This is a genomic window from Yoonia sp. MH D7, from assembly GCF_054439475.1.
Genome location: NZ_JBTJCF010000001.1, coordinates 2,492,816 through 2,518,079, shown reverse-complemented (window position 1 = coordinate 2,518,079; position 25,264 = coordinate 2,492,816). Strand labels below are relative to the sequence as shown.

Genomic DNA, 25,264 nt, shown 5'->3' with positions numbered 1-25,264 from the left:
TTCCTCTGACATAACACTTACGCGAATTGTATCTTAATTCCGGACGCAGCAAAACGATAATCGGCTCAGGATTACGATGAGATTTCAAGAGGTTTTAGGAAAGTTTGGGATCAAGAAACGGTGGTATCTGAATACATCCGCGATTCCTGCAATCCGCGACGGTGCCACTCAGGATTGGGTTGGAAAATCCCTGTCGCTCTTGATCGGCATGTCCTTGTCGTTCAAAACCTTAATTTCGCGCTGCGGAAATGGAATTGAAATGCCGTTTTCTGCAAATGTATCCCAAAGCGCAAGAAAGACATTGCCGCGAATGTTGGTCAGGCCACCAGTCGGATCGCTGATCCAGAACCGCAGGATATAATCGACCGAACTGTCGCCAAAGCCCACAATATGACAGACGGTGGGCCGCGTTCTCAACACACGTTCCACGCTTTGTGCTGCATCAATCGCAAGCCTGCGCACGTCATGTGGATTGTCGCTGTAAGATGTGCCAAAAAAAATATCAAGCCGCACAAAATCGTTGGAATGCGACCAGTTGACCACTTGTCCGGTGATCAGATCCTCGTTCGGTATCAGGTATTCCTTACCATCGCGGGTGACGACAGAGACATAGCGCGCGCCCAACGAATTGATCCAGCCGAACGTGTCACCAAGTGAAATCACGTCACCCGGCTTGATCGACTTATCGAGCAGAATAATCACCCCCGACACAAGGTTCGACACAACCTTTTGCAGACCAAAACCCAGACCCACACCTATCGCACCCGACAGCACCGCAAGCCCTGTCAGGTCAATCCCGATGGCCTTGACGCCAATATAAAACGCCGCTCCGTAAAGCCCGATTTGCAATGCTTTGACGATCAATACCTGCATCGACGGGCTAATGTCATCATTGGCGCGGATTTTGCTTGTCGTTGTTGTGGTCACAAAACGGGCCAGCGCAATCAGCACCCCGATAATGATAAACGCCTGCACCAGTAACAAAAGTGAAAACCGGAAATCGCCAATGTGGAAATCCGCGCGATCAAGCCAGTCCGTCGCATCTTCGCGCAGGCCAAACACTTCCAACGTCACATATGTCCAGGCGACCCAACGCACGAGTTTGCGCAAAAACTGGCTTTTGATCAGCCGCGTCACAAACACAATCAACAGCCAAGCGGTCGCCAGATTCGCAAAAATCGCAAGTAAATAACTGCGACTCGTCCAGATCGTAATCTCGCGCATCACGACGACAGCCGCCCATAACAGCGCCACATAAAATATCGCACGCAGTCGCTGATGCACGACCGCCAATATACGCATCCGCCATTTGGGCCAATTATCCCGACTTGCCATCCAGCTTCGGATGCGAGGACCAAAGATCAGGCGTAAAACATGCGCCACACCAAACAGCACAATCGCAATGCCGACCTGATACAGATTCCACGTCCGAAACAGCATTACCAGCAGCGCTTCAAGTTCCCCCAGCAACGACTGCCCCACGTCAACAATCTGCGTCAGCGGCACGTTTTGCAGGGTCTCGCCGCCGGTATCATCATGCTGTGCCATATGCGCGGGGCTCCCTTTTTATCAGTGTGGCATGGGTTCCGCGCCAATTTCAAGCACCGACAACGCGAGGCAATCACAGACCGATCAATTCTATTCGACCAAGCTGTCGATCTGCGGGACAGTTTTTGAACGCAACATCCTGCCCCCCCACAGAATGAACATTTCATCTTGTGCGACCGTCATGGCGGCTTTTCCGACGCAGACAGTCAATAGCAGCGACAGCTACGCTCGACTTGTGCCTGAACGCAGCTAAACGGCCGTTAATTCGGGCGGACCGGGGTGCCAACGCTCCGGTCTGCCCTTGCGAGATTTGCTTTTGGTCTATATCTGCGTAGACATGACACAGGTATTTGACATGGATGATCGCGCACGACTGCCTTGGCGGTTCTTCGGCGCATCTTGCACAATTCGCGCAAACGGCTAACCGCCGCTCCCATTCGCCTGCCCACTATTCAACATCCATTTATACGGGAGAGGACCATGTCCCCCAAAACGCTCTATGATAAAATCTGGGACGCGCATGTCGCACACGAAGCAGATGACGGCACCTGTCTGCTCTATATTGACCGGCACCTCGTTCACGAAGTGACCAGCCCGCAAGCCTTCGAAGGGCTGCGCATGACTGGCCGCACGGTGCGCGCACCTGACAAAACCATTGCTGTGCCTGATCACAACGTGCCAACGACGCTGGACCGTGCGAATGCCGCATCGATGACAGAAGACAGCCGCATTCAGGTCGAAGCACTCGACACCAACGCAAAAGAATTCGGTTTGCATTATTATCCTGTGACCGATGTGCGCCAAGGTGTTGTGCATATCGTTGGACCTGAACAAGGCTGGACATTGCCCGGCATGACCGTCGTTTGCGGCGACAGCCACACCGCCACACACGGTGCGTTCGGCTCGCTGGCGCATGGTATCGGTACATCCGAGGTCGAGCACGTCTTGGCCACCCAAACGCTGATCCAGAAGAAATCCAAAAACATGAAGGTCGAAATCACGGGCAAACTTGCGCCCGGTGTGACCGCAAAAGACGTGACCATGGCGGTGATTGGTCAAACCGGCACCGCTGGCGGCACAGGCTACGTGATTGAGTATTGCGGCGAAGCAATCCAATCCCTGTCCATGGAAGGGCGGATGACCGTCTGTAACATGGCGATCGAGGGCGGCGCACGCGCTGGGCTTATCGCACCTGATGAAACCACATACGCCTACTGCATGGGGCGGCCACACGCACCAAAAGGCGCGCAGTGGGAAGCGGCTCTGACCTACTGGAAAACCCTCTTCACCGACGAAGGCGCACATTTCGACAAAGTGCTGACCATCAAAGGCGAAGACATCGCACCATTGGTCACTTGGGGCACTTCGCCCGAAGACGTGCTGCCAATCACTGGCGTCGTGCCTGATCCGTCGTCGTTTAAGGGCGGTAAAGTAGGCGCGGCGCAACGCTCGCTTGACTACATGGGCCTGACCGCTGGTCAAAAACTGACTGACATCAAAATCGACACCGTGTTCATCGGCTCTTGCACCAACGGACGCATCGAAGATTTCCGCGCCGCTGCGGCAATCTTGAAGGGCAAAAAGATCAAAGAAGGTATGCGTGCGATGGTTGTGCCTGGCTCTGGTCTGGTGCGTGCGCAGGCCGAAGAAGAAGGCATTGCACAAATCTTCATCGATGCAGGTTTCGAATGGCGTTTGGCGGGTTGTTCCATGTGTCTGGCGATGAATCCGGATCAACTCGCACCCGGTGAACGCTGTGCTGCGACATCGAACCGTAACTTCGAGGGCCGTCAGGGACGTGGTGGACGTACTCATCTCGTGTCACCTGCGATGGCGGCTGCGGCTGCAATCACGGGCCACCTGACCGACGTGCGTGACCTGATGTAAATCGCTTGGGGGTGCAAGACGCGGGGAAGACGCAATAAAGACGCGTTCAAGACACCGCTTTTTGCGCCCCAAAGGTTAACAGCATCGTCACACCTGATTAACGAATTGCCCCTACAGGGCTGAACAAGGACCTGAAAATGGAAAAGTTCACGAAACTTAGCGGCATCGCCGCACCGCTGGATCTGGTCAATATCGACACCGATATGATCATTCCGAAACAATTTCTTAAGACAATCAAACGCTCCGGCTTGGGCGTAAATCTGTTTGACGAAATGCGCTACGACGACGACCGCAACGAAATTGAAAGCTTTGTGCTGAACCAACCGGCCTACCGCGACGCGCAAATTCTGATCGCTGGCGACAACTTTGGCTGCGGCTCGTCACGCGAACATGCGCCTTGGGCGATTGCCGATTTTGGCATCACTTGCGTGATTGCGCCATCCTACGCCGACATCTTTTACAACAACTGTTTCAAGAACGGCATCCTGCCAATCGCACTGCCACAAGAACAGGTCGACGTGTTGATGAAAGACGCCGATAAAGGCGCAAACGCGCGCATCGAAATCGACCTCGAAGCGCAAACAATCACGTCCTCGGACGGCGAAGTGTTCACCTTTGAAGTTGATTCATTCAAAAAGCATTGCTTGATGAACGGTCTGGACGACATTGGCCTGACGATGGAAAAAGCCGCCGCAATTGACACATTCGAGGCCGCCGCATCCGCATCGCGCCCTTGGGTTTAAGATAGATTATGGTGCGGTCATTATGACCGCACCAACAGACCCGCTGAAATTGAAGCTAATTCCAATTTTAGATTATGATCCTTCAGACATGCTGGTTAATCAATCACTTATGCAACTGGGGCGTGTATTGCTCGCAAACGCTACATATTGTGGTCACCCGCAACATGTCCTCTGCGCCGCTTTTAAATGGTTGCAATCCCGCACCACCCCTGTCGCAAATCTGCCCTAGTTTTTTTGTCAAGTGTCTCAGTGACTTGAACGGCTAACCAAAGTTGGGCAAACGTATGGTTAGAACGTGGCAGCCTGACGCGATTGCGCAGGATCAAAACGGCATAAGGGCGCGGCATCGTATCGTTTCCGGCCGCAATAAGGGTAGTAGAGCAGTGTTTTCACGTCTACCAGGAGCTTTAGCGCGCGCAGCGCTTGTCGTGCTGATGATCATCACACCATCAGTCATCTTGCCTATGTCGGGTGTTGATGCGACGCAAATTGTGACGCTTGTTGCGATCTTTGCTGCGTGTTTCACGATCGTTGAATATAGCGCCAGCAGTCCCAGCATTGTTGAATTTCGCTCCGCACCGCCCTTTAATCGCCTGCGTTTTGGTGCGCTGTTGGTGACTGTGATGTCGCTTTCGGTAATTTTCAGCCCGACCAATGACGCCTCGACCATCACTGTACTTATCCAGGAAATAGGCCAGCGTATCGGCGCTTCGATCGACTTCCCATACTCTCCCGTGCGGTTGTTTATGTTGTCTTTGCCTGCGGGCATGACAGCGGGTGAATTAGAACGTGTGCGAACAGCAGCGGGGCTAAGCTACTTGATTTCGCTTTTGTCGCTGGGCGTGTTTGTGGTGCTGCTGCGCATGCGCGGTTGGCCGCGAAATACAGGTGCCTTTAACGTCTGGGTAAACCTTCCCACCTTTGATCCGACGGCAGGCGGCGACGTTGTGGCCCGTCTGAACCGCGACAGCCAGGTTAACCTTATCTTAGGATTTTTGCTGCCATTTATAGTGCCAGCGGTTTTGCAGGTGATGACGCGCATGGTCGGTCAAATTCCGCTAGATGATCCACAAACGTTAATTTGGGCAGTCACAGCATGGGCTTTTTTACCCGCCAGTCTTCTTATGCGAGGCATAGCCCTAAGCCGCGTCGCGCAGATGATTTATATCCAACGCAAGCGCGCTTACGCCAAAGCCGCTGCCGATGGATTGTTGCCTGCATAGCTCTGTTTTTTGCGGGCATGGCGAGCGCCGAGACCCTGCGCATCGCCACTTTTGCGGCGCCTTTAAGTCGGGATGGTCCGGGCGTGTTGCTGCGCGATATTCGCAAGGGCGAGGATGCGCAGATCAATGCAATTGCCGAGGTGGTGGCAACGGTCGCGCCTGATGTGATTGTGCTCACTGATTTTGACTATGACCTTGATGGATTAGCTTTGTCGGCTGCGAAAGACTTGTTCGCCCGAAAGGGGGTTTTATTCGCGCACCGCTTTTCGGCACTGCCCAATACGGGGATGCAGACGGGGTTGGATATGGAAGGGGACGGACGCACAGGTGATGCGCGCGACGGGCAGGGCTATGGTCGGTTTAGCGGTGATGGCGGGTTGGACGTCCTGTCGCGGTTTCCGATTGATATAGCGAATGTGACTGATTTCTCGGCGTTGCTGTGGCGCGATCTGCGCGACGCAGAACTGCCGGAAAAAGACGGCAAATCCTTTCCTAGTCTAGAGGTGGAAGAGATCCAGCGGCTTTCGACATCGTCCCACTGGATTGTGCCGATTTTGCCGACGAGTGGTGTGCCGTTCGACATTTTTGCTTGGTCGGCGACCCCACCGGTTTTCGACGGGCCCGAGGATAAAAACGGACTGCGTAACCGTGACGAGTTGCGTCTTTGGGAGACGGTCATCGAAGACGGTCGAGATCTGCCTTTCTTTGTTGTGGGGAATGCAAATCTTGATCCATTTGACGGCGACGGTTTGATCGGAGCAATGTTAAATTTTCTGAGACGTGCCGAAATTCAAGACCCTGCGCCGCAAAGTTTAGGCGCGTTATTCGCAGCAGATCCCACGCACAAAGGACCTGCACAAATGGATACTGCCGACTGGCCGCAAGACGGGCCGGGGAATTTGCGTGTCAGCTATGTTTTGCCAAGTGTAGACTGGAAAGTGACGGATAGCGGCGTGTTCTGGCCCGCGCCCGATGATCCGCAAGCGGCTCTCTTGGGGGGGGATGGTATGGCTGCGGGGGCGCATCATTTGGTCTGGGTTGATGTTGCCCGTTAGGTGTTATCTTGATCCTTTAAGCGCAACGCGGTAGGGCATGAACAACAGTTTTTAGTCAAGGAAAAGCCAAATGTCGAACCCATCCCTTTTGATTCTTGCCGGTGACGGCATCGGCCCTGAAGTTATGGATCAGGTGAAGCGAATTATCGACTGGTTTGGTGAGAAGCGTGACCTGAATTTTGACGTGTCCGAGGATCTTGTGGGCGGCGCGGCCTACGACAAATATGGGGTGCCACTGCATGATGACACGATGGCAAAAGCGCAAAGCGCGGATGCGGTTTTGTTAGGTGCAGTTGGCGGTCCTGCTTATGATAACCTTGATTTTTCGGTCAAGCCCGAGCGCGGCCTTTTGAGGTTGCGCAAAGAAATGGACCTGTTCGCGAACCTGCGTCCTGCGCAGTGTTTTGATGCGCTTGCCGATTTTTCGTCGCTCAAAAAAGAGCTGATCGCCGGTTTGGACATCATGATTGTGCGCGAATTGACATCGGGCGTTTACTTTGGCGAACCGCGTGGCATTCATCTCGAAGATAACATGCGCGTTGGCATCAATACGCAGCGCTATACTGAAGCCGAGATCGAACGTGGCGCTCGTGCAGCGTTTGAAATGGCGATGAAGCGTAACAAAAAGCTGTGCTCGATGGAAAAAGCCAATGTCATGGAATCAGGCATCTTGTGGCGCGATGTTGTGACCGAAGTGCATGCCGATTACCCGGAGGTCGCGCTGACCCACATGTACGCCGACAACGGTGCGATGCAGTTGGTGCGTGCGCCCAAGCAGTTTGATGTGATTTATACCGACAACTTGTTTGGCGATATTCTGTCAGATTGCGCGGCAATGTTGACCGGCTCGCTAGGTATGTTGCCGTCCGCGTCGCTGGGTGCGCCGATGGCGAATGGCCGTCCAAAGGCGATGTACGAACCGGTTCACGGGTCGGCGCCTGACATTACAGGCCAAGGCAAGGCGAATCCGATTGCCTGTATTTTGTCGTTTGCGATGGCATTGCGTTATTCGTTTGATCAGGGTGACGAGGCGACACGCTTGGAAGCGGCGATTGAAAAGGTACTGGCAGATGGTGCGCGCACGGGTGACCTGATGGGCCCCGACGGCGGTGTGCCACTTTCGACTGTGCAAATGGGTGATGTGATTTTGGCGGCGCTTGACGCATCGCTTTAAAAAAATAGAGTGTTGCAAGGGGCTATTAACTAGTTTTGTGCAACACTCGTCCGCAAGCGGGTGTGAGTAAAGAGGGATTGCTGATGTCACCAAACGCCCGTGGCGCGCTGATTGCACTGGCTGCTTTTGCAATCTATTCGACCCATGACATCGCGATCAAAGTGTTGGGCGCATCGTACTCGCCAATTCAGATCGTATTCTTTTCGGTGTTATTGTCGTTCCCTTTGGCAACAGTCATGTTGATGCGTGACAACACTGCGGAAACGCTAATCCCTCGGCATCCGTGGTGGTTGGCTTTGCGAACAGTGGCGGTGGTCGCAACGGGCGTTTCGGCATTTTACGCCTTTACGGTTCTGCCATTGGCACAGGTTTATGCGATCTTGTTTGCCTCGCCGCTATTGATCACCATTTTGGCTATTCCTGTTTTAGGTGAAAAGGTGCGCAAGCGTCGTTGGGCGGCCGTGTTGGTCGGATTGGTCGGCGTTTTGGTGGTGCTGCGCCCCGGTTCAACGGAGCTATCTGCGGGCCATGTTGCCGCGCTTGTGGCGGCGCTTGGCGGTTCGATTTCCTCTATTGTCGTGCGGAAAATTGGTGGGAATGAGCGTCCCGTGGTGATGTTGTTATACCCGATGGTTACAAATTTTGTTGTGATGGCGTGCCTTTTACCGCTGGTTTATGTGCCGATGCCGATTGAGCATCTTGGTCTTTTGGGGGTTGTGGCGGTATTTGCATGGACTGCGAGCCGGATGGTTATTACCGCCTACCAATCGGGAGAGGCGGCGATTATTGCACCGATGCAATATAGCCAGATTATCTGGGCCAGTGCTTATGGTATGTTCTTTTTTGGCGAGACGATTGACCTGCCTACCGCGATTGGTGCGGGGATTATTATGACAAGCGGGTTATATATTGTGCTGCGCGAAACCCGCGCCGGAACGTCCAAAAATACCCCTGTTCTGCGCACACGGTCGCGAGGTGAGACGGGCACAACGCCGCGTATTAGTCTGTTTATGCGGGCCGCTGGCGTGATCCCTCCGCGTCAGCCCCGCAAGGACTAGTTGCCTATTTGACGGGCCAGATCAGCTTGTTGAAAGATACGCGTGAATGTGCGTGTGGGTTCCCACCTTGCACAGGGCTGGCCCGATCAATTCTGGACATCGCGGTTCCATCGCAGAATTCGCGTTAATTTTTTCGACTGTTGCATCGCACGCACGGCAAAAAGCTGACGTTACGCATGAACGCTTGCCCCGAGATGGTGACGTTGCGTGGTGAAAAGATTGATCGGAGACGCCAATACACATGCGTTGGGTTGGACCACGACTTTGACCGCGGTCTAGATCAAAATATCACTGCCGCTCGACATTTGCCAGCAAGCGCCTTCGCGCTGCGCACAAAATGGGCATTAAAGGAAAATGGTGGCGTTTGAGCGGTTGATTTGTAGACGTAAAGCCCATTTTCCCTGCGGAAAAATACCAGTCTGTCAGTTAGTGAAAAAATCCCAGAGAAAGGGGGCATTAGTGCCGTTTTCTTGGCGGGGTCCCAAATATTTATTTCCGGAACTCGGCTGTCATAGCTGTTCCAGCGCCGGTTAATCTAGGATACTTGTAACCTTATGGATATTGTTCTTGTTCTGGCGGTTATCGCTTCTCTTTTTATTGTAATCGGCGCAGCAGAACCGCTGGCAGCAAAGCTGCGTTTGCCATACAGCGTGATCCTTGCTCTTGTAGGCATCCTTATCGGATCTGGCGCAATCTTCTTTTTGCAAACTGACCTGACGGATGCGCTCAACCCGATCGCAGAGGCTATTCTTGGCTTTCCGATCAGGTCGAATGTTTTCCTCTATGTGTTTTTGCCAACACTTCTGTTTCAGGCAACACTTGGGATGAACCTGCGTCGGATGCTGGATGATTGGGTGCCGATCATGGTGCTAGCGGTTGTCGCGGTCGTCTTCGCCACATTCAGCGTGGGCTATGCGCTGTCTTGGGCGAGTTCGCTGCCGCTGGCGGCATGTCTGTTAATTGGGGCGATTGTGTCTACAACCGATCCGTCGGCTGTTGTGTCGATCTTTCGATCACTCTCGGCCCCGCGCCGCCTGTCACGGATCATCGAGGGCGAAAGCCTGTTGAACGATGCCGCCGCTATTGCGCTATTCGGGTTGTTTATGGGATTTGTGATGCTTGGCGCACCGGACCCCGAATTAGGCAATGCGTTGGCGCAGTTTCCGGTTCTGATCGCGGGTGGTGCGTTGACTGGGTGGCTGGCCGCGCGTGTAGCAATCTGGATCATGGCGCTGTTTGGTGCGCATGAACTAGCGCTCGTCTCGGTCTCGGTCTCCCTTCCATACTTGGCCTATATTGTGTCGGAACAAATTGTCGGAGCATCGGGGGTGATTGCCGTGGTATCGGCCGGTCTGACACTTAACCTGATGGGACCCGGGCGATTGCCACCCAAAGCATGGATAAACTTGGGCGAGGTGTGGGATTTGCTTGCGCACTGGGCAGGAGCGTTGATCTTTATTCTCGCCGCACTTCTGATTCCCCGCTTGCTGGAAGATGTCCGGCTTACAGATTTTGCGCTGATTGGCGTGGTGATAATGGCTGCGTTTGCCGCACGTGCGGTGATCATTTTTGGCCTTCTGCCTTTGCTTTCGATGATGAACTTATCTCCGGTTGTAGAGAGGCCCTACCGCACGGCAATCCTCTGGGGTGGGCTGCGGGGGGCTGTCACACTTGCGCTGGCGCTTGCTGTCACTGAAAGCCTGCGGGTGCCGATTGAAGTCAAGCGTCTGGTCGGCATCCTTGCTACCGGCTTTACTTTGTTTACGCTGCTGGTGCAGGGGACGACGCTACGCTTGGTTATCAGTTGGCTGGGGTTAGATCGTCTTTCGCCCATTGATGAGGCGATGTCACGCCAGGTGGTCGCGGTCGCGCTGCAAACCGTGCGTGAAGACGTGGCGCGCACAACCGAAGACTATTCCCTGTCCCATGATGTTGTGCGTTCAGAAGCAAAAATATTCGGTGACCGTTTGGAAATCGCAGTAAAAACTGCCGAGGAAAGCGATGACATCCAGGATAGGGACCGGATTACTTTGGGGCTGATCGCGCTGGCTGGTTTTGAGCGTGACACAATTCTCGACCGCGTTCACGAGCGCACAATCTCGGCGCGTATGGCAGAGCAAACACTGTTGGACGCTGATCGGTTGATTGAAGGCGCACGCGCTGGTGGACGAAACGGGTATCAACGGGCGGCGCGTCGGTCGGTCGCCTATGGGCGTGCTTTTCGCGCGGCGGGGGTGCTGCATGGACGGTTTGGGGTGTCGAAGCCGCTGGTGCGATTGACAGCGGATCGTTTTGAACTTTTGTTGTCGCAACGGCTGACACTGCGCGACCTCGATAGTTTCATCGTGGGGCGCATTCGGCGGATCCACGGGCGACGCGTGGCTGATCTTTTGCTTGAGCTTTTGACCCGTCGTGTCGAATTGATTGAAACCGCACTTGAAGGCCTTCGCTTGCAATATCCCGGGTATGCGGAGGAATTGGAACGGCGATTTATCCGGCGCACAACTTTGCGGCTGGAAGAGCGGGAATATACCACTATGCGCGAAGACGGTTTGATCGGCGCAGAGGTATACACCACATTGATGCAGGGCCTGTCATCGCGGCGCGCCGAGGCCGAGGGGCGGCCGCCGCTTGATATTGCAGTGCAGCGCGTCGACTTAATAAAGCAATTTCCGCTGTTTGCTGACTTGGACGCTAAGGCTGTGCGACAACTGGGGCGTGCCCTCAAGACCCGTTATGTCAATGCAGGCACGATCGTTCTGCGCAAGGGCGGTCCCTTGAGCCATGTATTTTTTATTGCTTCAGGTGCGGTCGAGCTGGAAACTGCGGGGCAGGTATCGCGGTTGGGGCGGGCTGAGATGTTCGGGCAAGTCGCTTTTTTAATGAAAAGCTCGCCGCGTGCCGAAGTCCGTGCAATTGCCCCGACAACGTTGCTTGTTTTGGATGTTGAGCGGTTCCGGTCTCTGTTGGACAAAAGTGCTGCGTTGCGTAACGCCGTTCGTGCGAGCGCGCAGCAGCGTGGTATTGATCCGGATTTGATTTTGAAAGAAAACGTAAAAGCCCCTTAACTGTCGCTACCGCTTTTCGGGTCGCCAATCCAGTAAGTTGGCTGGTCGTCGTACCAAGTGTGTCCGCCGTATTTTACCCATGCGAGCAATAAGCTGCGGCGCAGCATAAACTCGCCCTGCGATTCAAAGCCGACACGGTTTAAATAGTTTTTGATACGATCTGGTAAAACCGGTCGTGCCGGAATTTCGTTTGTCGGGGCCACGCCGATGCTTTCTAACGTATCAAGCATATCGTTTATGCCGCCGCGCAACTGGCGCAGGACGGTTCCTGACGGTCTTTTATCTGACGGGGCGCAGCGTTTGAGGATGCTCAGAGCGTCATCCAACACCGAAATTGCAAAGGGCAGACCGCACGGCGTTTCATGAAGTGTGGGAGACGCATTGTGTAAGTGCGCCAAAGACCGGATTCTGGCGTTCCAGTTTTTTAGCTTTGCGTCCAGACCGGTGTAGTCCGATCCGGTCCATGCCGCGTCGATAATTGCGCAGGGTGTATCCCCAAATCGCACGATATCTTTGGCAAGCGCGGTTTTGCGTGAGAGAACTCCGCGGGTGTTGAAAAATCGTATCGCTATGAAGATAGCGAGGAGCAAAACTAGCCCGGAAATTCCGATGTTCTCAATCAATTTTTTGCTCCCAAACAGATGGAAGAGGCAAGCACGACCGTGCGCCCCAATCGACGGTGAACTGAAGTCGGGCCATAACGGCGCCCTGAAGCGTGTCTTTTGAATTGATGATATTACTCCACAATGGTGCCGTGCTCTGCTTGGATATCAACCTCGCGCAGCAAATGCGTGTCGACTTTACCACCGGGTTTCACGCGCGTGGTGTCGGACACCGCGTTGTTTGGAAAATCATTCTCGTTAATCTCGGCGATTGTTGGTCCCGTGTCCTGCGCAACGGCAGCATTTGTGACACCCACCGAAATAATGGGAGCAAGAGCCATTATCTGCATCGGTTTTCCTTCTGAAGTTTGCTGCCAGAAACAAAGGCAACGCGAAAATCTCTTATTTACACTTAGTCTGCCTTATCCTTGCCGATTATGCAGCTACCAATTTCCCATTGTAAAATGCAATTTTGGAGTACCTTCAATCACCTCAATCAGATTGCCTTTTGATTAACCCTCTTGGTTAATTCGGCGGCGCTCTCCTTGCGTTCGCTATAACGGTCGAGCAGGTAGCTCGTGTTGTCTCGTGTGAGCAATGTGAACTTCATCAGCTCCTCCATGACATCAACCATCCTGTCATAGAACGGTGACGGCTTCATCCGGCCCGCGTCGTCAAACTCCAAAAACGCTTTTGGGGTAGAGGACTGGTTCGGGATGGTCAACAAGCGCATCCAGCGTCCAAGAATACGAAGCTGGTTGACCGCGTTAAAGCTCTGCGAGCCGCCGCTGACCTGCATGACTGCCAGAGTCTTGCCCTGCGTCGGGCGCACTGCACCGAGCGACAACGGTATCCAGTCAATCTGGGTTTTCATGATGCCGGTCATGGCCCCGTGGCGTTCGGGCGAACACCAGACCATGCCTTCGGACCACGTGACCAGATCACGCAGTTCCTGCACCTTTGGGTGATCCGCGCCGGCATCGTCCGGTAAGGGCAGTCCAGAGGGGTTAAAGGTCCGCGTTTCTGCCCCGAGCTGCGAAAGGATAAGGGCTGCTTCTTCCGTCATCAGCCGACTGAACGAGCGATCCCTGAGCGAGCCGTACAGCAACAAGATACGTGGAGCATGTTTTGCCCTTTCAGGCATCAACAACAGGTTCGCGTCGATTGGGTGAAAGTGGGCCTCGTCGAGGTTTGGGGTATTAGCCAATGCGGTTTCCTTCCTTGTCGATCAAGGGCGTGCCGTCTTCTTTCGTCATTGGTCCGGTTGGTAAGCGGTCAAGAAGATCCAGCACAGCCTCGCTCGGGCGGCAAAGGCGGACGCCTTTTGGTGAGCAGACGATGGGCCGGTTGACCAGAATAGGGTGTTCGAGCATTGCGGCGAGCAGCATTTCATCGCTGACAGATGGATCGAGCAATCCTAGGTCTTTTGCCGGTGATTTTGACGTGCGCAAGGCTGTGCGAGGTCTCAAACCTGCGGCCGCGAATAGTCCCAAAAGCTGTGGCCGGGTCCAGCCGGTTTGCAAATAGTCGATGACAATCGGTGTTTCGCCGGACGCGGTGATGATCGCAAACACGTTGCGTGACGTGCCGCAGTCGGGGTTGTGGTGGATAACGATGGTCATGTTTTGTCTTCTTCGGATGGAAACCAGTGCTGGGTTCGATTGGCGAAGGCAACGAGTGAAAGCATCACTGGCACTTCAACCAAAACGCCGACCACCGTGGCCAGAGCGGCGCCAGAGCCCAGTCCGAACAGGCTGATCGCGACGGCTACCGCCAATTCGAAGAAATTTGATGTGCCTATCATCGCACAGGGGGCTGCGACGTTGAAAGGGATCTTCCATGCGCGCGCCGCAAGGTATGCTATGAAGAAAATACCGTAGGACTGGATCAAAAGAGGCACCGCAATGAGCGCGATGACGAGCGGGCGGTTAAAGATGACTTCGCCCTGAAATCCGAACAGCAGCACCACAGTCACCAGAAGCCCGAAAATAGAGAATGGTTGCACGCGGGACTTGAAAATGGCTACGGCTGCTTCGCCACCTTTTGCAACAAGGTATTTGCGGGTCAAATAGCCCGCAAACAATGGCAAAATCACATACAGGCCGACCGACAACAGCAATGTGTCCCACGGCACGACGATGTCCGTGACACCCAACAAGAAGGCTACGATTGGGGCGAAGGCAAAAACCATAATGACGTCGTTCACGCTGACCTGCACAAGCGTATAGGTTGCGTCGCCGCGCGTGAGGTTGGACCAGACGAACACCATTGCTGTGCAGGGGGCTGCGCCGAGCAGGATGACACCGGCTAAATACGCCTGCGCATCATCGGGCGGGATCAGCCCCGCAAAAACGTATTCAAAGAACAAGACGCCAAGCGCTGCCATCGTGAATGGCTTGATCAGCCAGTTGACGATGAGCGTCACCACCAGCCCTTTAGGTTTGTCGCCGACCTGTCGCAACGCGCCGAAATCGACACCGACCATCATCGGGAAAACCATCGCCCAGATCAGAACCGCGACCGGCAGGTTGACTGACGCGACTTCTAACGAGGCCAAAGTTGAAAAGAGGGCTGGAAACAGGTTGCCGAGTAACAGCCCTGTACCGATCGCAAGGGCGACCCAAACGGATAGCCAGCGCTCGAAAGTGCCAAGGCCGGAGGCCGCGACCTGTGATGTATCAGTCATATTTTATTCCTAACATGCGCAAGCAAGCTCATCGATGACGGGTTGGCACAAATCAGGGCGACCGCCGCAGCAATCCTCCATGAGAAAGGCTAGCAGGCCGCGTATTCCATCCATATTTGCAGAGTAACGGATGGTGCGGCCTTGTCTTTCACTGAGGATCAAACCCGCGCGGGCGAGAACGCCGAGGTTAGCCGACATGGTGTTCTGGCGCACGTCAAGCGCGCTGCTGATGTCGCCAGCCAACATGCCTGCATGCCCCGCCTTTATCAGCAGGCGAAACACGTCAAGGCGTGTGGATTGGCCAAGGGCCGCGAAGGCATCAAGTGCGTGTATCTTTTCCATACATCGAGAATTATTGATATTTTGTCAAAAAGTCAAGCGGTTGACGCGGTGCTCCGGTGGCGTGAGGCCGCGATACCGGCGAGATGAGTGGTTTCTTATTTATGATGCACGGATGGCGCCGCTGCTTTCAACTGTGATCGGCGCCGTCATGGGTGTCCTGAGCGGAATTTTTCAAAATACGGATGGCCATGATTGACCGAGCACGATCTTGATGTGTCTAGGGATGGTAGGCCTTACGCTAAGGGGATAAGCCTATTGTTTCCATTCATGTGTGCGCTTTTCAATGAATGCGGCCATACCTTCTGCTGTGTCGCCGTCCATGATGTTCTGCACCATCACATCGCCTGCATAGGCATAGGCCTGCTCCAGCGGCATTTCGATTTGGTTGTAAAACGCCTCTTTGCCAATTTTCACAGCGCTTCCCAATTTTGATACAAGTTTCTCGGCAAGGGCCATTGTTTGCTGTTCCAGTTCGCCGTGAGGCACGGCGCGGTTGATCAGGCCAAGAGAAGCGGCGCGTTCCGCAGTGATAAAGTGGCCGGTGGTCAACATTTCAAACGCCTGCTTGCGTGGAATGTTGCGCGATAAGGCGACCATCGGGGTCGAGCAAAACAAACCGATGTTGACACCGTTGACGCCAAATCGCGTATCATCTGCCGCAATGGCCAGGTCGCAGGATGCAACCAACTGGCAACCCGCGGCGGTCGCTATGCCATGCACCTGCGCAATTACGGGTTGCGGCAATGTGCGAATACGCATCATCATTTGAGCACAACGATCAAACAGATCAGCAAAATAAGCCTTGCCGCCATCTTGTGACTGTCGCCCTGCGGTCATTTCTTTTAGATCATGGCCCGCACAAAACGCTTTGCCAGCGCCAGAAATGATGACCGCGCGTATGTTAGGTTGAGTTTCTAGCGCGTCAAACTGTGTCATGATTGCTGCCAACATCTCGTCAGACAATGCGTTCAGACGATCAGGCGCGTTCATGTGCAAATGTGCCACCGCACCCGTATCGTTACGTTCCAGAATTGCCATCGTTTTGCTCCTTAGGTTTCAATACCATGGTAGCAGTCAGGGGGATTTTGGAAAGGATCGAGATGGCGGTTTTACGGCAGATCCGATCGTCGCTGGGGCAGGAAAAATGTACGTGCCGCTTTGGTCTGGCCTGCAATAAAAACGGCACGGTGTGATCTAAGGGTAATTGTTGCATTTCTGAGGGGCTAATCATCCAGAATATTCGCGTTATTGGTACGTCCTGCGGCAAGACGCTAACCAGATCTTTTCGTTGGTTTGTAAAAGCGCAGTGAAAAATACATGCACCTGCAGTGGTCTAATCAGCGGAGTTCAACCGCCATTGCCGTGGCCTCCCCGCCGCCGCGCACGTTATCTGGTTGTTCAGCGTGGTTTTGTTTTTTGGACGGTTCAGCCTGACCATGACAACGCGCCCGCGATGTTCGATGGTGATAGGTCGCACCCTCGTAAAGTGAGTTGATTATTTGCGACCTGCATCCAGAAATTTGGTGATCAGTTCGCCAACTTCTTCGCGCTTGGAGTACATCAGCAAATGGCCTGCTTGGAAAACGGTCAGGTGGGCTTGTTGCATCAGGTTGGACAGCAGGATCTGATTGCCAATCGGTATTAGCGTATCAAGCGAGCCTGCGATGATTTGCGTCGGTTGTTTTAGACAACCAATCCACGGCAGGCTGCTCCATGAACACATGGCCTTGACCTGTGCGGAGTAGCCCTCATAGGTTGGCCGGATCGCATGCTGTGAATATTCCCTGAACAGTTCGGGATGCAGAATCGCCTCGCCGCCATACATCCACGGGCCGATGAAATCACCATAGGCCTTGTTGAAAAAACGCCACGGGAACATGATTTCAAACAGTGCGATGGGCGACCCCCACCAACTGCTGATTCCGCCCGCAGAAGTAATCGCAAGCACCAACCGGCGACAGGTATCGGGGCAGTCATGGGCAAGTTGTTGTGCGAGCGCGCCGCCCCAGGAAATGCCAAGGACGTCAAATTTTGTGACCTTCAGTTCTTTTAGTATCGCCTGAACCATACGGGAATGGTCCTCGATCGTCGTTCCTGTCTGGGGCAAATCCGAGCGACCGACACCCGCCGCATCAAAACTGATAATAGGGCGGTCCTGAATTTCAGCCATTAAAGGTACCAGCATTTCAACGGCTTGCCCTAGGCCGTTGCAAATTAGCAAAGGAACCTCGGAACGATCGAGATCACGGGTAAACACGCGTAGTTTTAATCCGTCAACGGTAATGAACCGGAACTGGTTCTCGGGGATGACGATCTTTTCGTGCTTCATACCATTTACCATTTTCTAGAACATTCGTTTGCTGCAAGTAGCCTACAAGCGGGTCTTATATCAGCCATTTTGTGCGACGACTTCAGAGACATATGTGCCGGGTGCTGGTGCAAGTGCTGGAAAGGTGCTGTTGCCGACTTTACGAGGCGCTTCGCGCTGGGCCTCACCGCTGTTGGCGTCTAGCCAAGTTAGCCAATGTGGCCACCAGCTTCCGTCGGTCCGTGTTGCCGATGCTTGCCAATCTTCGGCCTGATCAGTTGTTTTCCCATCAGATAGAAAATACCTGCGGCTTTTGGCAGGGTGATTGATGATAGTGCCAGAAACATGCCCGCCAGACGTCAGGATAAATTCTGACGGTCCCGATACCAGATGCGTCGCGTCAAATGATGTTTTCCAAGGCACAATATGATCGCCTGTTGCGGCAACAAAATAGCAGGGAATATCGATATTGCGGGTATCAACCGGTGTTCCAAGCAAGGTCAGCGCACCGGGTTCTTTCAGTTTGTTGGCCATATACATTTCTTCGGTGTAATAAGAATACCAGTTGGTCGGCAGGTTTGACGTATCTGCATTCCAGAAGAGAATATCAAACGGGGCGGGAGATTTCCCCTTGAGGTAATTGTTGATCACAAATCCCCAGATCGACTCGTTGACGTGCAGCATTGCCATGGCTTGAGCGATGTCGCGACCGTGGGCGACTTTCGTGGTTTTCAGGCGTTCGTTATAAGCCGCAATCTGAGGTCCGTCGATAAACACTTCAATCTCGCCCGGATCGCTAAAGTCGATCATCGACGACAGGAAAGTAGTCGTGCCGATGAGTGATTTCTGCTTTTCTGACATAACAGCCAGCGCGGCCAATGCCATCGTGCCGCCGTTACACCACGACAAAAGATCAACCTTTTTGCCTGTCGAGATTTTGGTGGTTGCGTCCAGTGCCGCGATAATTCCGGTCTCGATGTAATCATTCCAGTCAAGCTCTGCCATCTCGGGGCCCGGATTACGCCAGGACATCATGAACACCTCGCGGCCTTCTTCAAGAAGGTAGCGAACCATTGATTTCTTTTCATTGATGTCAAAGATGTAGAATTTGTTCACGCACGGCGGCACAATCAAAATCGGGTTTGCGCTCACCTTTGGTGTCATCGGCTGGTACTGGATCAGCTCGATCAAGTCGTTGCGAAATACAACGGAGCCAGGCGTGGTGGCAAGGTTTTCACCGACCTTGAATGCTGTCTCGTCAGTTGTGGACAGATAACCCTTTTCAAGGTCTGCCAGCAGGTTCTTGAACCCGTCAACGAGGCTTTGTCCGTTGGTTTCGGATGCGAGCTTCAGGACTTCAGGGTTTGTTAGTGCGTAGTTCGACGGTGAGAGCCCATCAGCCATGACGCGCGTGTAAAAGTTGAGTTTACGTTGCTCATGGTCGGGCAGGCCGATTTTTTCGGCCATATCGACCATCGCCTTGGCCGTCAAAGCGTATGATTGATGCAGAAGTGGAAAAATCCCCTCGTTCCATTCGTCGGCGCCAAAGCGACGATCCTGGCTAGGCTCGGGCGTTGGATGAGCAGCATTGGCAAAGTTGCTCATCCATAGTTTTGTCATTTCAGTCTGGTAAGTGGTCCATTGTTCGGTCCAACCTCGCAAAGCGTCGCCATCCGGTGAAAACATGGCTTGCATCGATTTCACGATACTGTCGCTCATCTCTTTAGATTTCTCGGCGTCCAGAGCAAGGAAAAGCGGATGGTTTTTTGTGGCGTTTTCCATGATCTTGGAAATTGCGTCGGTTGCTTTTTCAGTCATAGTTTTTTCCTTGGTTCACCGGAAGTTTGCGATTAGCTGCGGGACCGTTTTTCAAAACGTGGCAACATGGCCGAGAAATCGGTGCCTTTGCCTGCCTCGTCTTCGACAAACGTGCGGTAAATTTCCATTGCCTGCGCGCCCATTGGTGTATCTGCGTCAACGGCCTCTGCAGCCTGCTGGCTTAAGCGCAGGTCTTTCAGCATCAATTCAGAAGCGAATCCGGGCAGATAATTGTTGTCTGCGGGAGATTTTGGTCCGACCCCGGGTGCGGGGCAGTAGGCGTTCATTACCCAAGAGTAACCCGACGAAGTTGACACGACATCGAACATTTTCTGGCGATCAAGGTCCAGTTTGTCGGCTAATGCAAAAGCTTCGCAAGTGGCGATCATCGTTGCGCCCAAGATCATGTTGTTACAAATTTTTGCGGATTGCCCCGCACCTGCTGCACCACAATGCACGGCCTTTTGGCCCATGATGTCAAACAGCGGTGATACTGTTGCGAACGCAGCTTCGTCCCCGCCAACCATAAACGTCAAGGTGCCACCAGAAGCGCCACCAACACCGCCAGAGACCGGAGCATCAAGTGCGCCCAATCCGGCAGACTGCGCCTGTGCCGCGACCGTGCGCGCACTCTCTACATCAACGGTGGAACAGTCGCAGAAAACGGCCCCCTTGGTCATCGCGGGCAAGACATCGCTTGCCACTGCCCGTAAGATATCGCCGTTGGGCAACATCGAAATGACGACATCAGCGCCTGCCACAGCAGCCTTGGCGGTATTTGCAGCAGTGACGCCATTGGGCATCGGGGCTTGTAGGTCGAACCCCTGCACGTCATGTCCGGCAGCCGCCAGATTGGCCGCCATTGGGCCACCCATATTTCCTAAGCCGATAAAACCGATCTTCATTTTGTAATCCTGTCTTTAGAGTGTGCCATTAACATTTAGCGTTGTCCGCGATCTGCAATCATCTGCCGCGAGACAATAAGATGCATGATTTCGTTGGTGCCTTCGAGGATCTGGTGCACCCGTAAATCGCGCACAATCTTCTCGATGCCGTAATCTGAAAGATAGCCATATCCGCCGTGCAATTGTAAGGCGTCGTTGGCGACCTCAAAGGCGACATCTGTGACAAATGACTTGGCCATCGCGCAGTATTTCGCTGCATCATATGCCTTGTTATCCAGTTTCCATGCCGCCTGACGCAAAAATACCCGCGCGGCTTGTAGTTTGATTTCCATCGCGGCCAAGCGGAATTGCAGTGCCTGAAACTGGTCGATAGTTTTGCCAAATGCCTTGCGCTCGCCCGTGTAGGTCAGGGCCGCGTTCAAAGCCATCTGCGCGCCGCCCAAAGCAGAGGCGGCGATGTTCAAACGGCCACCGTCAAGACCCGCCATCGCATAGGTGAATCCGCGGCCTTCTTCGCCCATAAGATTTTCGGCAGGGATTTCGCAATCGTCGAATTGTACCTGTGCTGTCGGCTGTGACCGCCAACCCATCTTTTTCTCCAACGCACCAAACGACAGCCCCTTGGTACCGTCTTCGATCAGAACCGCAGAGATACCGCGTGGGCCCACGTCTCCGGTGCGCACCATTGTCAGATAGACATCAGAATAGCTGCCACCCGAGATGAACGCCTTGGTGCCGTTGAGTTTATAACCCTTGTCGGTCCTGTCGGCGCGGGTGCGCAATGCCGCCGCGTCAGAACCGGAACCAGGTTCGGTCAGGCAATAGGAAAAAATCTTTTCCATACTGCAAAGTTTCGGCAACCAGGCCTGTTTGGTTTCTTCCGATCCGAATTTGTCGATCATGCCGCCGCACATATTGTGGATTGAAAGGAATGACGCGACTGAAGGGCAGGCCATGGAAAGTGCCTCGAAGACCATTGTCGCATCCAGCCGGGACAGGCCCGACCCGCCGTAATCTTCACTGACATAGACACCGCCCAATCCCAGCTCTGCAACTCTTGCCCACAGCTCTTTAGGAATGGTCTCGGCTTCTTCCCATTTGGCAGCGAATGGGGCGATGTGTTCTTGGCCAAACTCATACGCCATTTCGAAAATTGCGGTCTGTTCTTCTGTTGGTGCAAAATCCATTATTTCAGCCTTTCTGTAAATTCGGGCAGTGCTGTAAACAGGTCTGCCACCAGCCCAAAGCCAGAGGCTTGGAAACTAGGGGCCTTTGCCGTCGCAGCAAGTGACAGTTCACCATTTGTGACCTCGGCGAGACGTAAAACAGCCATCACACAGTCCTCGTTTCTTTGAGCTTCGCAACGCGTTCACCTACAGATCCGGCGATAATACCAGTTTTGAGCGTGACTGGTTCTACAGTTTTAACAATGTCTAAACGCATGGATACGTCAATACCGTAGTCTTCAGCTTTTGCGTGGGTATTCCCTTTCAAGTCTGATTTTGCGGATCAACGTCTTTAAGCAAAACGCGTAAGAGCATTCGTATTGAATAAGAATAGTAGGTTGATGGTGACCCATCTAGGCACATCGCGCCAGTCGGAACCTTAGCAAAATAGTACTTCGAAACGAAATTGCCGGCAGATCTTTGTGTAGATCTGCCGGCAACCAGTACGTCATTGCACGTTAATTGCGCAGATCATTCCATCACAGGAATTGAGAACTCGCCACCCTCTTTGATGCCCGACGGCCAGCGTGCGGTCACTGTCTTTGTGCGTGTGTAGAACTTGAACGCATCAGGGCCGTGCTGGTTCAGGTCACCAAAGACCGATTTCTTCCAGCCGCCAAAGGTGTGATAGGCCAAGGGTACGGGGATTGGCACGTTGATGCCGACCATACCCACGTTGACCCGGTTTGCAAAATCACGTGCCGCATCGCCGTCGCGGGTATAGATCGCGGTGCCGTTGCCGTATTCGTGGTCCATCGCCAGTTGCAGTGCTTCTTCATATGTTTGCGCACGCACGCAGGTCAGAACCGGACCAAAAATTTCGTACTTGTAGATGTCCATATCTTTGGTCGCATGGTCAAACAGGTGCGGCCCGACAAAGAAACCGTCTTCATAGCCCTGCAATTTAAAATCACGACCATCAACAACCAGCTTTGCGCCTTGGTCGATACCCGTCTGGACCAGACGTTCGATATTTGCTTTGGCGGCAGCTGTCACAACAGGGCCGTAATCGACGTCTTTGCCCGCAGTATAAGGACCGACTTTCAGGCTTTCGATGCGCGGAATTAGCTTTTCGATCAAGCGGTCTGCGGTTTCGTCACCGACCGGCACAGCGACCGAAATCGCCATACAACGTTCGCCTGCTGCACCGTATCCGGCACCAATCAGCGCGTCAGCGGCCTGATCCATGTCGGCATCCGGCATGATGATCATGTGGTTTTTCGCGCCACCAAAACACTGCACGCGCTTGCCATTTGCACAGCCAGTTGCATAGATATATTCAGCAATCGCAGTCGAGCCAACAAAGCCTACGGACTGGATGATGTCATTGTGCAAGATTGCGTCAACTGCTTCCTTGTCGCCGTTCACAACTTGCAAAATACCCTTGGGCAGACCTGCCTGTTCCAGCAATTCAGCCAACATCAACGGCACAGAGGGATCACGCTCGGAAGGCTTGAGAATAAATGCGTTGCCGCAAGCGATCGCGGGTGCAAACATCCACATCGGTATCATCGCAGGAAAGTTGAACGGTGTAATGCCAGCAGTGACACCAAGCGCCTGACGCATGGAATACATGTCGATGCCTGGACCTGCAGAATCAGTAAAATCACCTTTCAGCAGTTCCGGTGCGCCAACGCAGTATTCGACCACTTCAAGGCCGCGCTGCACGTCGCCAGCCGCATCGGGCAGGGTCTTGCCGTGTTCACGGCTTAATGCCTCGGCAAGCTTGTCCATGTTATCGTTCAGCAGAGCTACAAATTTCATCATGACGCGGGCGCGGCGCTGCGGGTTAGTCGCGGCCCAAGCGGGTTGTGCTGCCTGCGCGTATTTAACGGCGAGATCCATCTCTTCCACATTGGCCAGAGGGCATTTTGCCTGCACTTCGCCTGTCGCGGGATTGAAAACATCGGCAAACCGGCCGGATGTGCCTTTGACGTGAGCGCCGTTAATATAGTGTGTTAATTCTTTCATCGTGATGCTCCTTATTGAGGTTGAGGGAATGTTAGGCTTGCAAAAACGCAAGTAACAGAGGAAATTTGCAAGAATAGTTTTGCATTTTTGCAAAATGCTAACCGTTCAAATGTAATCATGGTAGATCGGATGCACAGAGATGGATGTTAATTGGGACGATTTTCGCCTGTTTCTGGCGGTCGCGAGAGAGCAAAGCCTGTCGGGTGCTGGCAAGGTTTTGCGTCTGGATCCTGCAACTTTGGGTCGACGTGTGGCGCGTTTGGAGAAATCTCTACAAGTCGCGTTATTCAATAAATCACCGCAAGGGTACACCGTGACAGAAGCTGGGGCGCAACTTTTGGAGCGCGCAAAAGCGGCAGAGCGCGCTATACTTTTGATGGCAACGGCCGGAGTTGTGGAGGAAAGCGATCAGTTGCGCGGGCAGATCAGGGTAGGGGCGCCGGATGGCTGCGCAAATTATGTCTTGCCGCAGGTCTGCGCAAAAATTTCTGCGGAAAACCCCGATCTGGATATTCAGATCGTTGCCTTGCCAAGGCTGTTTAACCTCTCAAAGCGTGAAGCCGACATGGCAATTGGGGTCAGCGCGCCAAAAACGGGACAACTAACGGTTCAGAAAATCGCGCAATATCACCTGCATCTGGCGGCATCAGGCGATTACCTTGATAAACATTCTGATATCTTGGGGATCAAAGACCTGAAAGATCATCCTATCGTGGGCTATATCCCAGACATGATTTTCGACAAAGAATTGGATTATCTGACTGATCTTGGTGTGGCGCGTGTGCCGCTGGCCTCGAATTCGGTATCTGTGCAAGTGCAGATGATCCGGCAGGGCGGTGGGGTTGGTGTGGTGCATGATTTCTCGCTGCCTTTCGCGCCCGAGTTGCGCCGTTTGTTAACCGATGAGTTCAGTCTCACGCGGGCCTTCTATCTGGTCCGGCACGCGGACGACCGGCGCAATATGCGATTGGCCCGCTTTGCCGATGCGCTGACATCGGGGTTGCGGGACGAGCTGGCGCGACTTGAACTTTTGGCTGCGTCCAGAACTGGCGCCTGAAGGGTCCTTGAATTTTAGCCCTAGTGTCTTGGCTGGCGCTGCGTTTTATCTCTATGCGAATTTATGCACCGCCGGCTCGACATATTGCGCGTAGACGAGTGAATTGTTCACCTTAATCTATTTGTGATGAAACCCTACGTCCGCACGCAAGAGACCTGTGAAAGCAACGACAGTCAGTTTGCCCGCGCCCTGAGGTCGTTTCAACAGAACTTGACCAACTCTGATCTTTCTTTAGCATGACTTTAGCGCAGGCTCGGCATGTCTAACTGGCAGTTGCAGCGTATATTTGAGGTCGAGAATAAAAGTTTCAGTAGCGGGGTGCGTGATCGTAAGCTGTATGCCGCTGCTGCGCGATTGCGTTGGGGGAGAAACGGCGCGACGCATTCAAATTTCGAAAATGGCTTACTTTCAGGATTTTGCGATCTTTCTAACGTCAATCGCGGTTTAAAATTCCGTTTCGCAATGGCCCCGCGTGATACATCCAAACGCTTACCTGAACACAAACAGGACGTTCCAAACCGGCCAGAAATATAAAAGTTGAATGGCAAAGGCGAATTATTCAAGCTTTGTCAAAATAGGGAGTGAGACATGTA

At 53.5% G+C, this 25,264-nt stretch carries 24 protein-coding genes; 10 read left to right on the top strand and 14 right to left on the bottom strand.

Annotated features, from left to right (window positions below; all coding sequences use genetic code 11):
* Positions 1–168 precede the first annotated feature (168 nt).
* Positions 169–1,548, bottom strand: a complete 1,380-nt coding sequence (locus tag ACXLHR_RS12430; protein ID WP_458791745.1) for a mechanosensitive ion channel family protein — start codon at positions 1,546–1,548, stop codon at positions 169–171.
* 480 nt (positions 1,549–2,028) lie between these two features.
* On the opposite strand from ACXLHR_RS12430, the gene leuC reads away from it, so the two are divergent.
* The 8 genes from leuC (at position 2,029) to ACXLHR_RS12390 (ending at position 11,756) form a co-directional block, all read left to right on the top strand.
* Positions 2,029–3,435 (top strand): 3-isopropylmalate dehydratase large subunit, encoded by a 1,407-nt coding sequence (gene leuC / locus ACXLHR_RS12425; RefSeq protein WP_458791744.1) that lies wholly within the window; start codon positions 2,029–2,031, stop codon positions 3,433–3,435.
* Between the two features lie 137 nt (positions 3,436–3,572).
* Positions 3,573–4,178, top strand: a complete 606-nt coding sequence (gene leuD / locus ACXLHR_RS12420) for a 3-isopropylmalate dehydratase small subunit (RefSeq protein WP_458791743.1) — start codon at positions 3,573–3,575, stop codon at positions 4,176–4,178.
* A 22-nt stretch (positions 4,179–4,200) separates the two neighbouring features.
* Positions 4,201–4,407 carry a hypothetical protein gene (locus tag ACXLHR_RS12415; protein WP_458791742.1) on the top strand — a complete coding sequence of 69 codons (207 nt, stop codon included), beginning with the start codon at positions 4,201–4,203 and terminating at the stop codon, positions 4,405–4,407.
* Positions 4,408–4,462: 55 nt separating this feature from the next.
* Positions 4,463–5,401 carry a hypothetical protein gene (locus tag ACXLHR_RS12410; protein WP_458791741.1) on the top strand — a complete coding sequence of 313 codons (939 nt, stop codon included), beginning with the start codon at positions 4,463–4,465 and terminating at the stop codon, positions 5,399–5,401.
* Positions 5,402–5,418: 17 nt separating this feature from the next.
* Positions 5,419–6,456, top strand: a complete 1,038-nt coding sequence (locus ACXLHR_RS12405) for an endonuclease/exonuclease/phosphatase family protein (RefSeq protein ID WP_458791740.1) — start codon at positions 5,419–5,421, stop codon at positions 6,454–6,456.
* 70 nt (positions 6,457–6,526) lie between these two features.
* A complete protein-coding gene (gene leuB / locus ACXLHR_RS12400; RefSeq protein WP_458791739.1) occupies positions 6,527–7,630 on the top strand; it encodes a 3-isopropylmalate dehydrogenase in 1,104 nt (367 codons plus the stop codon).
* An 83-nt stretch (positions 7,631–7,713) separates the two neighbouring features.
* Positions 7,714–8,688, top strand: a complete 975-nt coding sequence (locus ACXLHR_RS12395) for a DMT family transporter (protein WP_458792542.1) — start codon at positions 7,714–7,716, stop codon at positions 8,686–8,688.
* A gap of 554 nt (positions 8,689–9,242) precedes the next feature.
* Positions 9,243–11,756 (top strand): cation:proton antiporter, encoded by a 2,514-nt coding sequence (locus ACXLHR_RS12390; RefSeq protein ID WP_458791738.1) that lies wholly within the window; start codon positions 9,243–9,245, stop codon positions 11,754–11,756.
* Here ACXLHR_RS12390 and ACXLHR_RS12385 read toward each other — a convergent pair.
* The 13 genes from ACXLHR_RS12385 to ACXLHR_RS12325 form a co-directional block, all read right to left on the bottom strand.
* Positions 11,753–12,379 (bottom strand): hypothetical protein, encoded by a 627-nt coding sequence (locus ACXLHR_RS12385; protein ID WP_458791737.1) that lies wholly within the window; start codon positions 12,377–12,379, stop codon positions 11,753–11,755. The genes ACXLHR_RS12390 and ACXLHR_RS12385 overlap by 4 nt on opposite strands.
* Before the next feature lie 113 nt (positions 12,380–12,492).
* Complete coding sequence (locus tag ACXLHR_RS12380) at positions 12,493–12,699, bottom strand: hypothetical protein (protein ID WP_458791736.1); 207 nt, start codon at positions 12,697–12,699, stop codon at positions 12,493–12,495.
* Between the two features lie 155 nt (positions 12,700–12,854).
* Positions 12,855–13,565: an arsenical resistance protein ArsH gene (gene arsH, locus ACXLHR_RS12375; RefSeq protein WP_458791735.1), complete on the bottom strand. Its 711-nt coding sequence runs from the start codon at positions 13,563–13,565 to the stop codon at positions 12,855–12,857.
* Positions 13,558–13,980 carry an arsenate reductase (glutaredoxin) gene (gene arsC, locus ACXLHR_RS12370; RefSeq protein WP_458791734.1) on the bottom strand — a complete coding sequence of 141 codons (423 nt, stop codon included), beginning with the start codon at positions 13,978–13,980 and terminating at the stop codon, positions 13,558–13,560. Before arsC ends, arsH begins: the two co-directional genes overlap by 8 nt.
* Positions 13,977–15,044 (bottom strand): ACR3 family arsenite efflux transporter, encoded by a 1,068-nt coding sequence (gene arsB, locus ACXLHR_RS12365; protein ID WP_458791733.1) that lies wholly within the window; start codon positions 15,042–15,044, stop codon positions 13,977–13,979. The genes arsC and arsB overlap by 4 nt, the downstream gene beginning before the upstream one ends.
* A 9-nt stretch (positions 15,045–15,053) precedes the next feature.
* Positions 15,054–15,386 (bottom strand): ArsR/SmtB family transcription factor, encoded by a 333-nt coding sequence (locus tag ACXLHR_RS12360; RefSeq protein WP_458791732.1) that lies wholly within the window; start codon positions 15,384–15,386, stop codon positions 15,054–15,056.
* 252 nt (positions 15,387–15,638) lie between these two features.
* Entirely contained in the window at positions 15,639–16,424 is a 786-nt protein-coding gene (locus ACXLHR_RS12355) for an enoyl-CoA hydratase (RefSeq protein ID WP_458791731.1), read from the bottom strand.
* 457 nt (positions 16,425–16,881) lie between these two features.
* Complete coding sequence (locus tag ACXLHR_RS12350) at positions 16,882–17,715, bottom strand: alpha/beta fold hydrolase (RefSeq protein WP_458791730.1); 834 nt, start codon at positions 17,713–17,715, stop codon at positions 16,882–16,884.
* A 60-nt stretch (positions 17,716–17,775) separates the two neighbouring features.
* Positions 17,776–19,512, bottom strand: a complete 1,737-nt coding sequence (locus tag ACXLHR_RS12345; protein ID WP_458791729.1) for a PHA/PHB synthase family protein — start codon at positions 19,510–19,512, stop codon at positions 17,776–17,778.
* A 32-nt stretch (positions 19,513–19,544) separates the two neighbouring features.
* The gene (gene mmsB / locus ACXLHR_RS12340) at positions 19,545–20,417 is read right to left on the bottom strand and encodes a 3-hydroxyisobutyrate dehydrogenase (RefSeq protein WP_458791728.1); all 873 of its coding nucleotides are present in this window, start codon (positions 20,415–20,417) and stop codon (positions 19,545–19,547) included.
* A gap of 35 nt (positions 20,418–20,452) precedes the next feature.
* Positions 20,453–21,604, bottom strand: a complete 1,152-nt coding sequence (locus ACXLHR_RS12335) for an acyl-CoA dehydrogenase family protein (protein WP_458791727.1) — start codon at positions 21,602–21,604, stop codon at positions 20,453–20,455.
* Complete coding sequence (locus ACXLHR_RS12330) at positions 21,604–21,750, bottom strand: hypothetical protein (protein WP_458791726.1); 147 nt, start codon at positions 21,748–21,750, stop codon at positions 21,604–21,606. Before ACXLHR_RS12330 ends, ACXLHR_RS12335 begins: the two co-directional genes overlap by 1 nt.
* A gap of 364 nt (positions 21,751–22,114) precedes the next feature.
* Complete coding sequence (locus tag ACXLHR_RS12325) at positions 22,115–23,614, bottom strand: CoA-acylating methylmalonate-semialdehyde dehydrogenase (protein ID WP_458791725.1); 1,500 nt, start codon at positions 23,612–23,614, stop codon at positions 22,115–22,117.
* Between the two features lie 139 nt (positions 23,615–23,753).
* On the opposite strand from ACXLHR_RS12325, the gene ACXLHR_RS12320 reads away from it, so the two are divergent.
* Both ACXLHR_RS12320 and ACXLHR_RS12315 read left to right on the top strand, forming a co-directional pair.
* The gene (locus tag ACXLHR_RS12320) at positions 23,754–24,671 is read left to right on the top strand and encodes a LysR family transcriptional regulator (RefSeq protein WP_458791724.1); all 918 of its coding nucleotides are present in this window, start codon (positions 23,754–23,756) and stop codon (positions 24,669–24,671) included.
* A 258-nt stretch (positions 24,672–24,929) separates the two neighbouring features.
* Entirely contained in the window at positions 24,930–25,205 is a 276-nt protein-coding gene (locus ACXLHR_RS12315; RefSeq protein WP_458791723.1) for a hypothetical protein, read from the top strand.
* Positions 25,206–25,264: the final 59 nt, after the last annotated feature.

What these genes read in the sequence shown, in the direction of transcription:
- ACXLHR_RS12430 (WP_458791745.1), bottom strand. Translation starts at nt 1,548, where the DNA reads ATGGCACAGCATGATGATACCGGCGGCGAGACCCTGCAAAACGTGCCG.
- leuC (WP_458791744.1), top strand. Translation starts at nt 2,029, where the DNA reads ATGTCCCCCAAAACGCTCTATGATAAAATCTGGGACGCGCATGTCGCA.
- leuD (WP_458791743.1), top strand. Translation starts at nt 3,573, where the DNA reads ATGGAAAAGTTCACGAAACTTAGCGGCATCGCCGCACCGCTGGATCTG.
- ACXLHR_RS12415 (WP_458791742.1), top strand. Translation starts at nt 4,201, where the DNA reads ATGACCGCACCAACAGACCCGCTGAAATTGAAGCTAATTCCAATTTTA.
- ACXLHR_RS12410 (WP_458791741.1), top strand. Translation starts at nt 4,463, where the DNA reads ATGGTTAGAACGTGGCAGCCTGACGCGATTGCGCAGGATCAAAACGGC.
- ACXLHR_RS12405 (WP_458791740.1), top strand. Translation starts at nt 5,419, where the DNA reads ATGGCGAGCGCCGAGACCCTGCGCATCGCCACTTTTGCGGCGCCTTTA.
- leuB (WP_458791739.1), top strand. Translation starts at nt 6,527, where the DNA reads ATGTCGAACCCATCCCTTTTGATTCTTGCCGGTGACGGCATCGGCCCT.
- ACXLHR_RS12395 (WP_458792542.1), top strand. Translation starts at nt 7,714, where the DNA reads ATGTCACCAAACGCCCGTGGCGCGCTGATTGCACTGGCTGCTTTTGCA.
- ACXLHR_RS12390 (WP_458791738.1), top strand. Translation starts at nt 9,243, where the DNA reads ATGGATATTGTTCTTGTTCTGGCGGTTATCGCTTCTCTTTTTATTGTA.
- ACXLHR_RS12380 (WP_458791736.1), bottom strand. Translation starts at nt 12,699, where the DNA reads ATGGCTCTTGCTCCCATTATTTCGGTGGGTGTCACAAATGCTGCCGTT.
- arsC (WP_458791734.1), bottom strand. Translation starts at nt 13,980, where the DNA reads ATGACCATCGTTATCCACCACAACCCCGACTGCGGCACGTCACGCAAC.
- arsB (WP_458791733.1), bottom strand. Translation starts at nt 15,044, where the DNA reads ATGACTGATACATCACAGGTCGCGGCCTCCGGCCTTGGCACTTTCGAG.
- ACXLHR_RS12360 (WP_458791732.1), bottom strand. Translation starts at nt 15,386, where the DNA reads ATGGAAAAGATACACGCACTTGATGCCTTCGCGGCCCTTGGCCAATCC.
- ACXLHR_RS12355 (WP_458791731.1), bottom strand. Translation starts at nt 16,424, where the DNA reads ATGGCAATTCTGGAACGTAACGATACGGGTGCGGTGGCACATTTGCAC.
- ACXLHR_RS12350 (WP_458791730.1), bottom strand. Translation starts at nt 17,715, where the DNA reads ATGAAGCACGAAAAGATCGTCATCCCCGAGAACCAGTTCCGGTTCATT.
- ACXLHR_RS12345 (WP_458791729.1), bottom strand. Translation starts at nt 19,512, where the DNA reads ATGACTGAAAAAGCAACCGACGCAATTTCCAAGATCATGGAAAACGCC.
- mmsB (WP_458791728.1), bottom strand. Translation starts at nt 20,417, where the DNA reads ATGAAGATCGGTTTTATCGGCTTAGGAAATATGGGTGGCCCAATGGCG.
- ACXLHR_RS12335 (WP_458791727.1), bottom strand. Translation starts at nt 21,604, where the DNA reads ATGGATTTTGCACCAACAGAAGAACAGACCGCAATTTTCGAAATGGCG.
- ACXLHR_RS12330 (WP_458791726.1), bottom strand. Translation starts at nt 21,750, where the DNA reads ATGGCTGTTTTACGTCTCGCCGAGGTCACAAATGGTGAACTGTCACTT.
- ACXLHR_RS12325 (WP_458791725.1), bottom strand. Translation starts at nt 23,614, where the DNA reads ATGAAAGAATTAACACACTATATTAACGGCGCTCACGTCAAAGGCACA.
- ACXLHR_RS12320 (WP_458791724.1), top strand. Translation starts at nt 23,754, where the DNA reads ATGGATGTTAATTGGGACGATTTTCGCCTGTTTCTGGCGGTCGCGAGA.
- ACXLHR_RS12315 (WP_458791723.1), top strand. Translation starts at nt 24,930, where the DNA reads ATGTCTAACTGGCAGTTGCAGCGTATATTTGAGGTCGAGAATAAAAGT.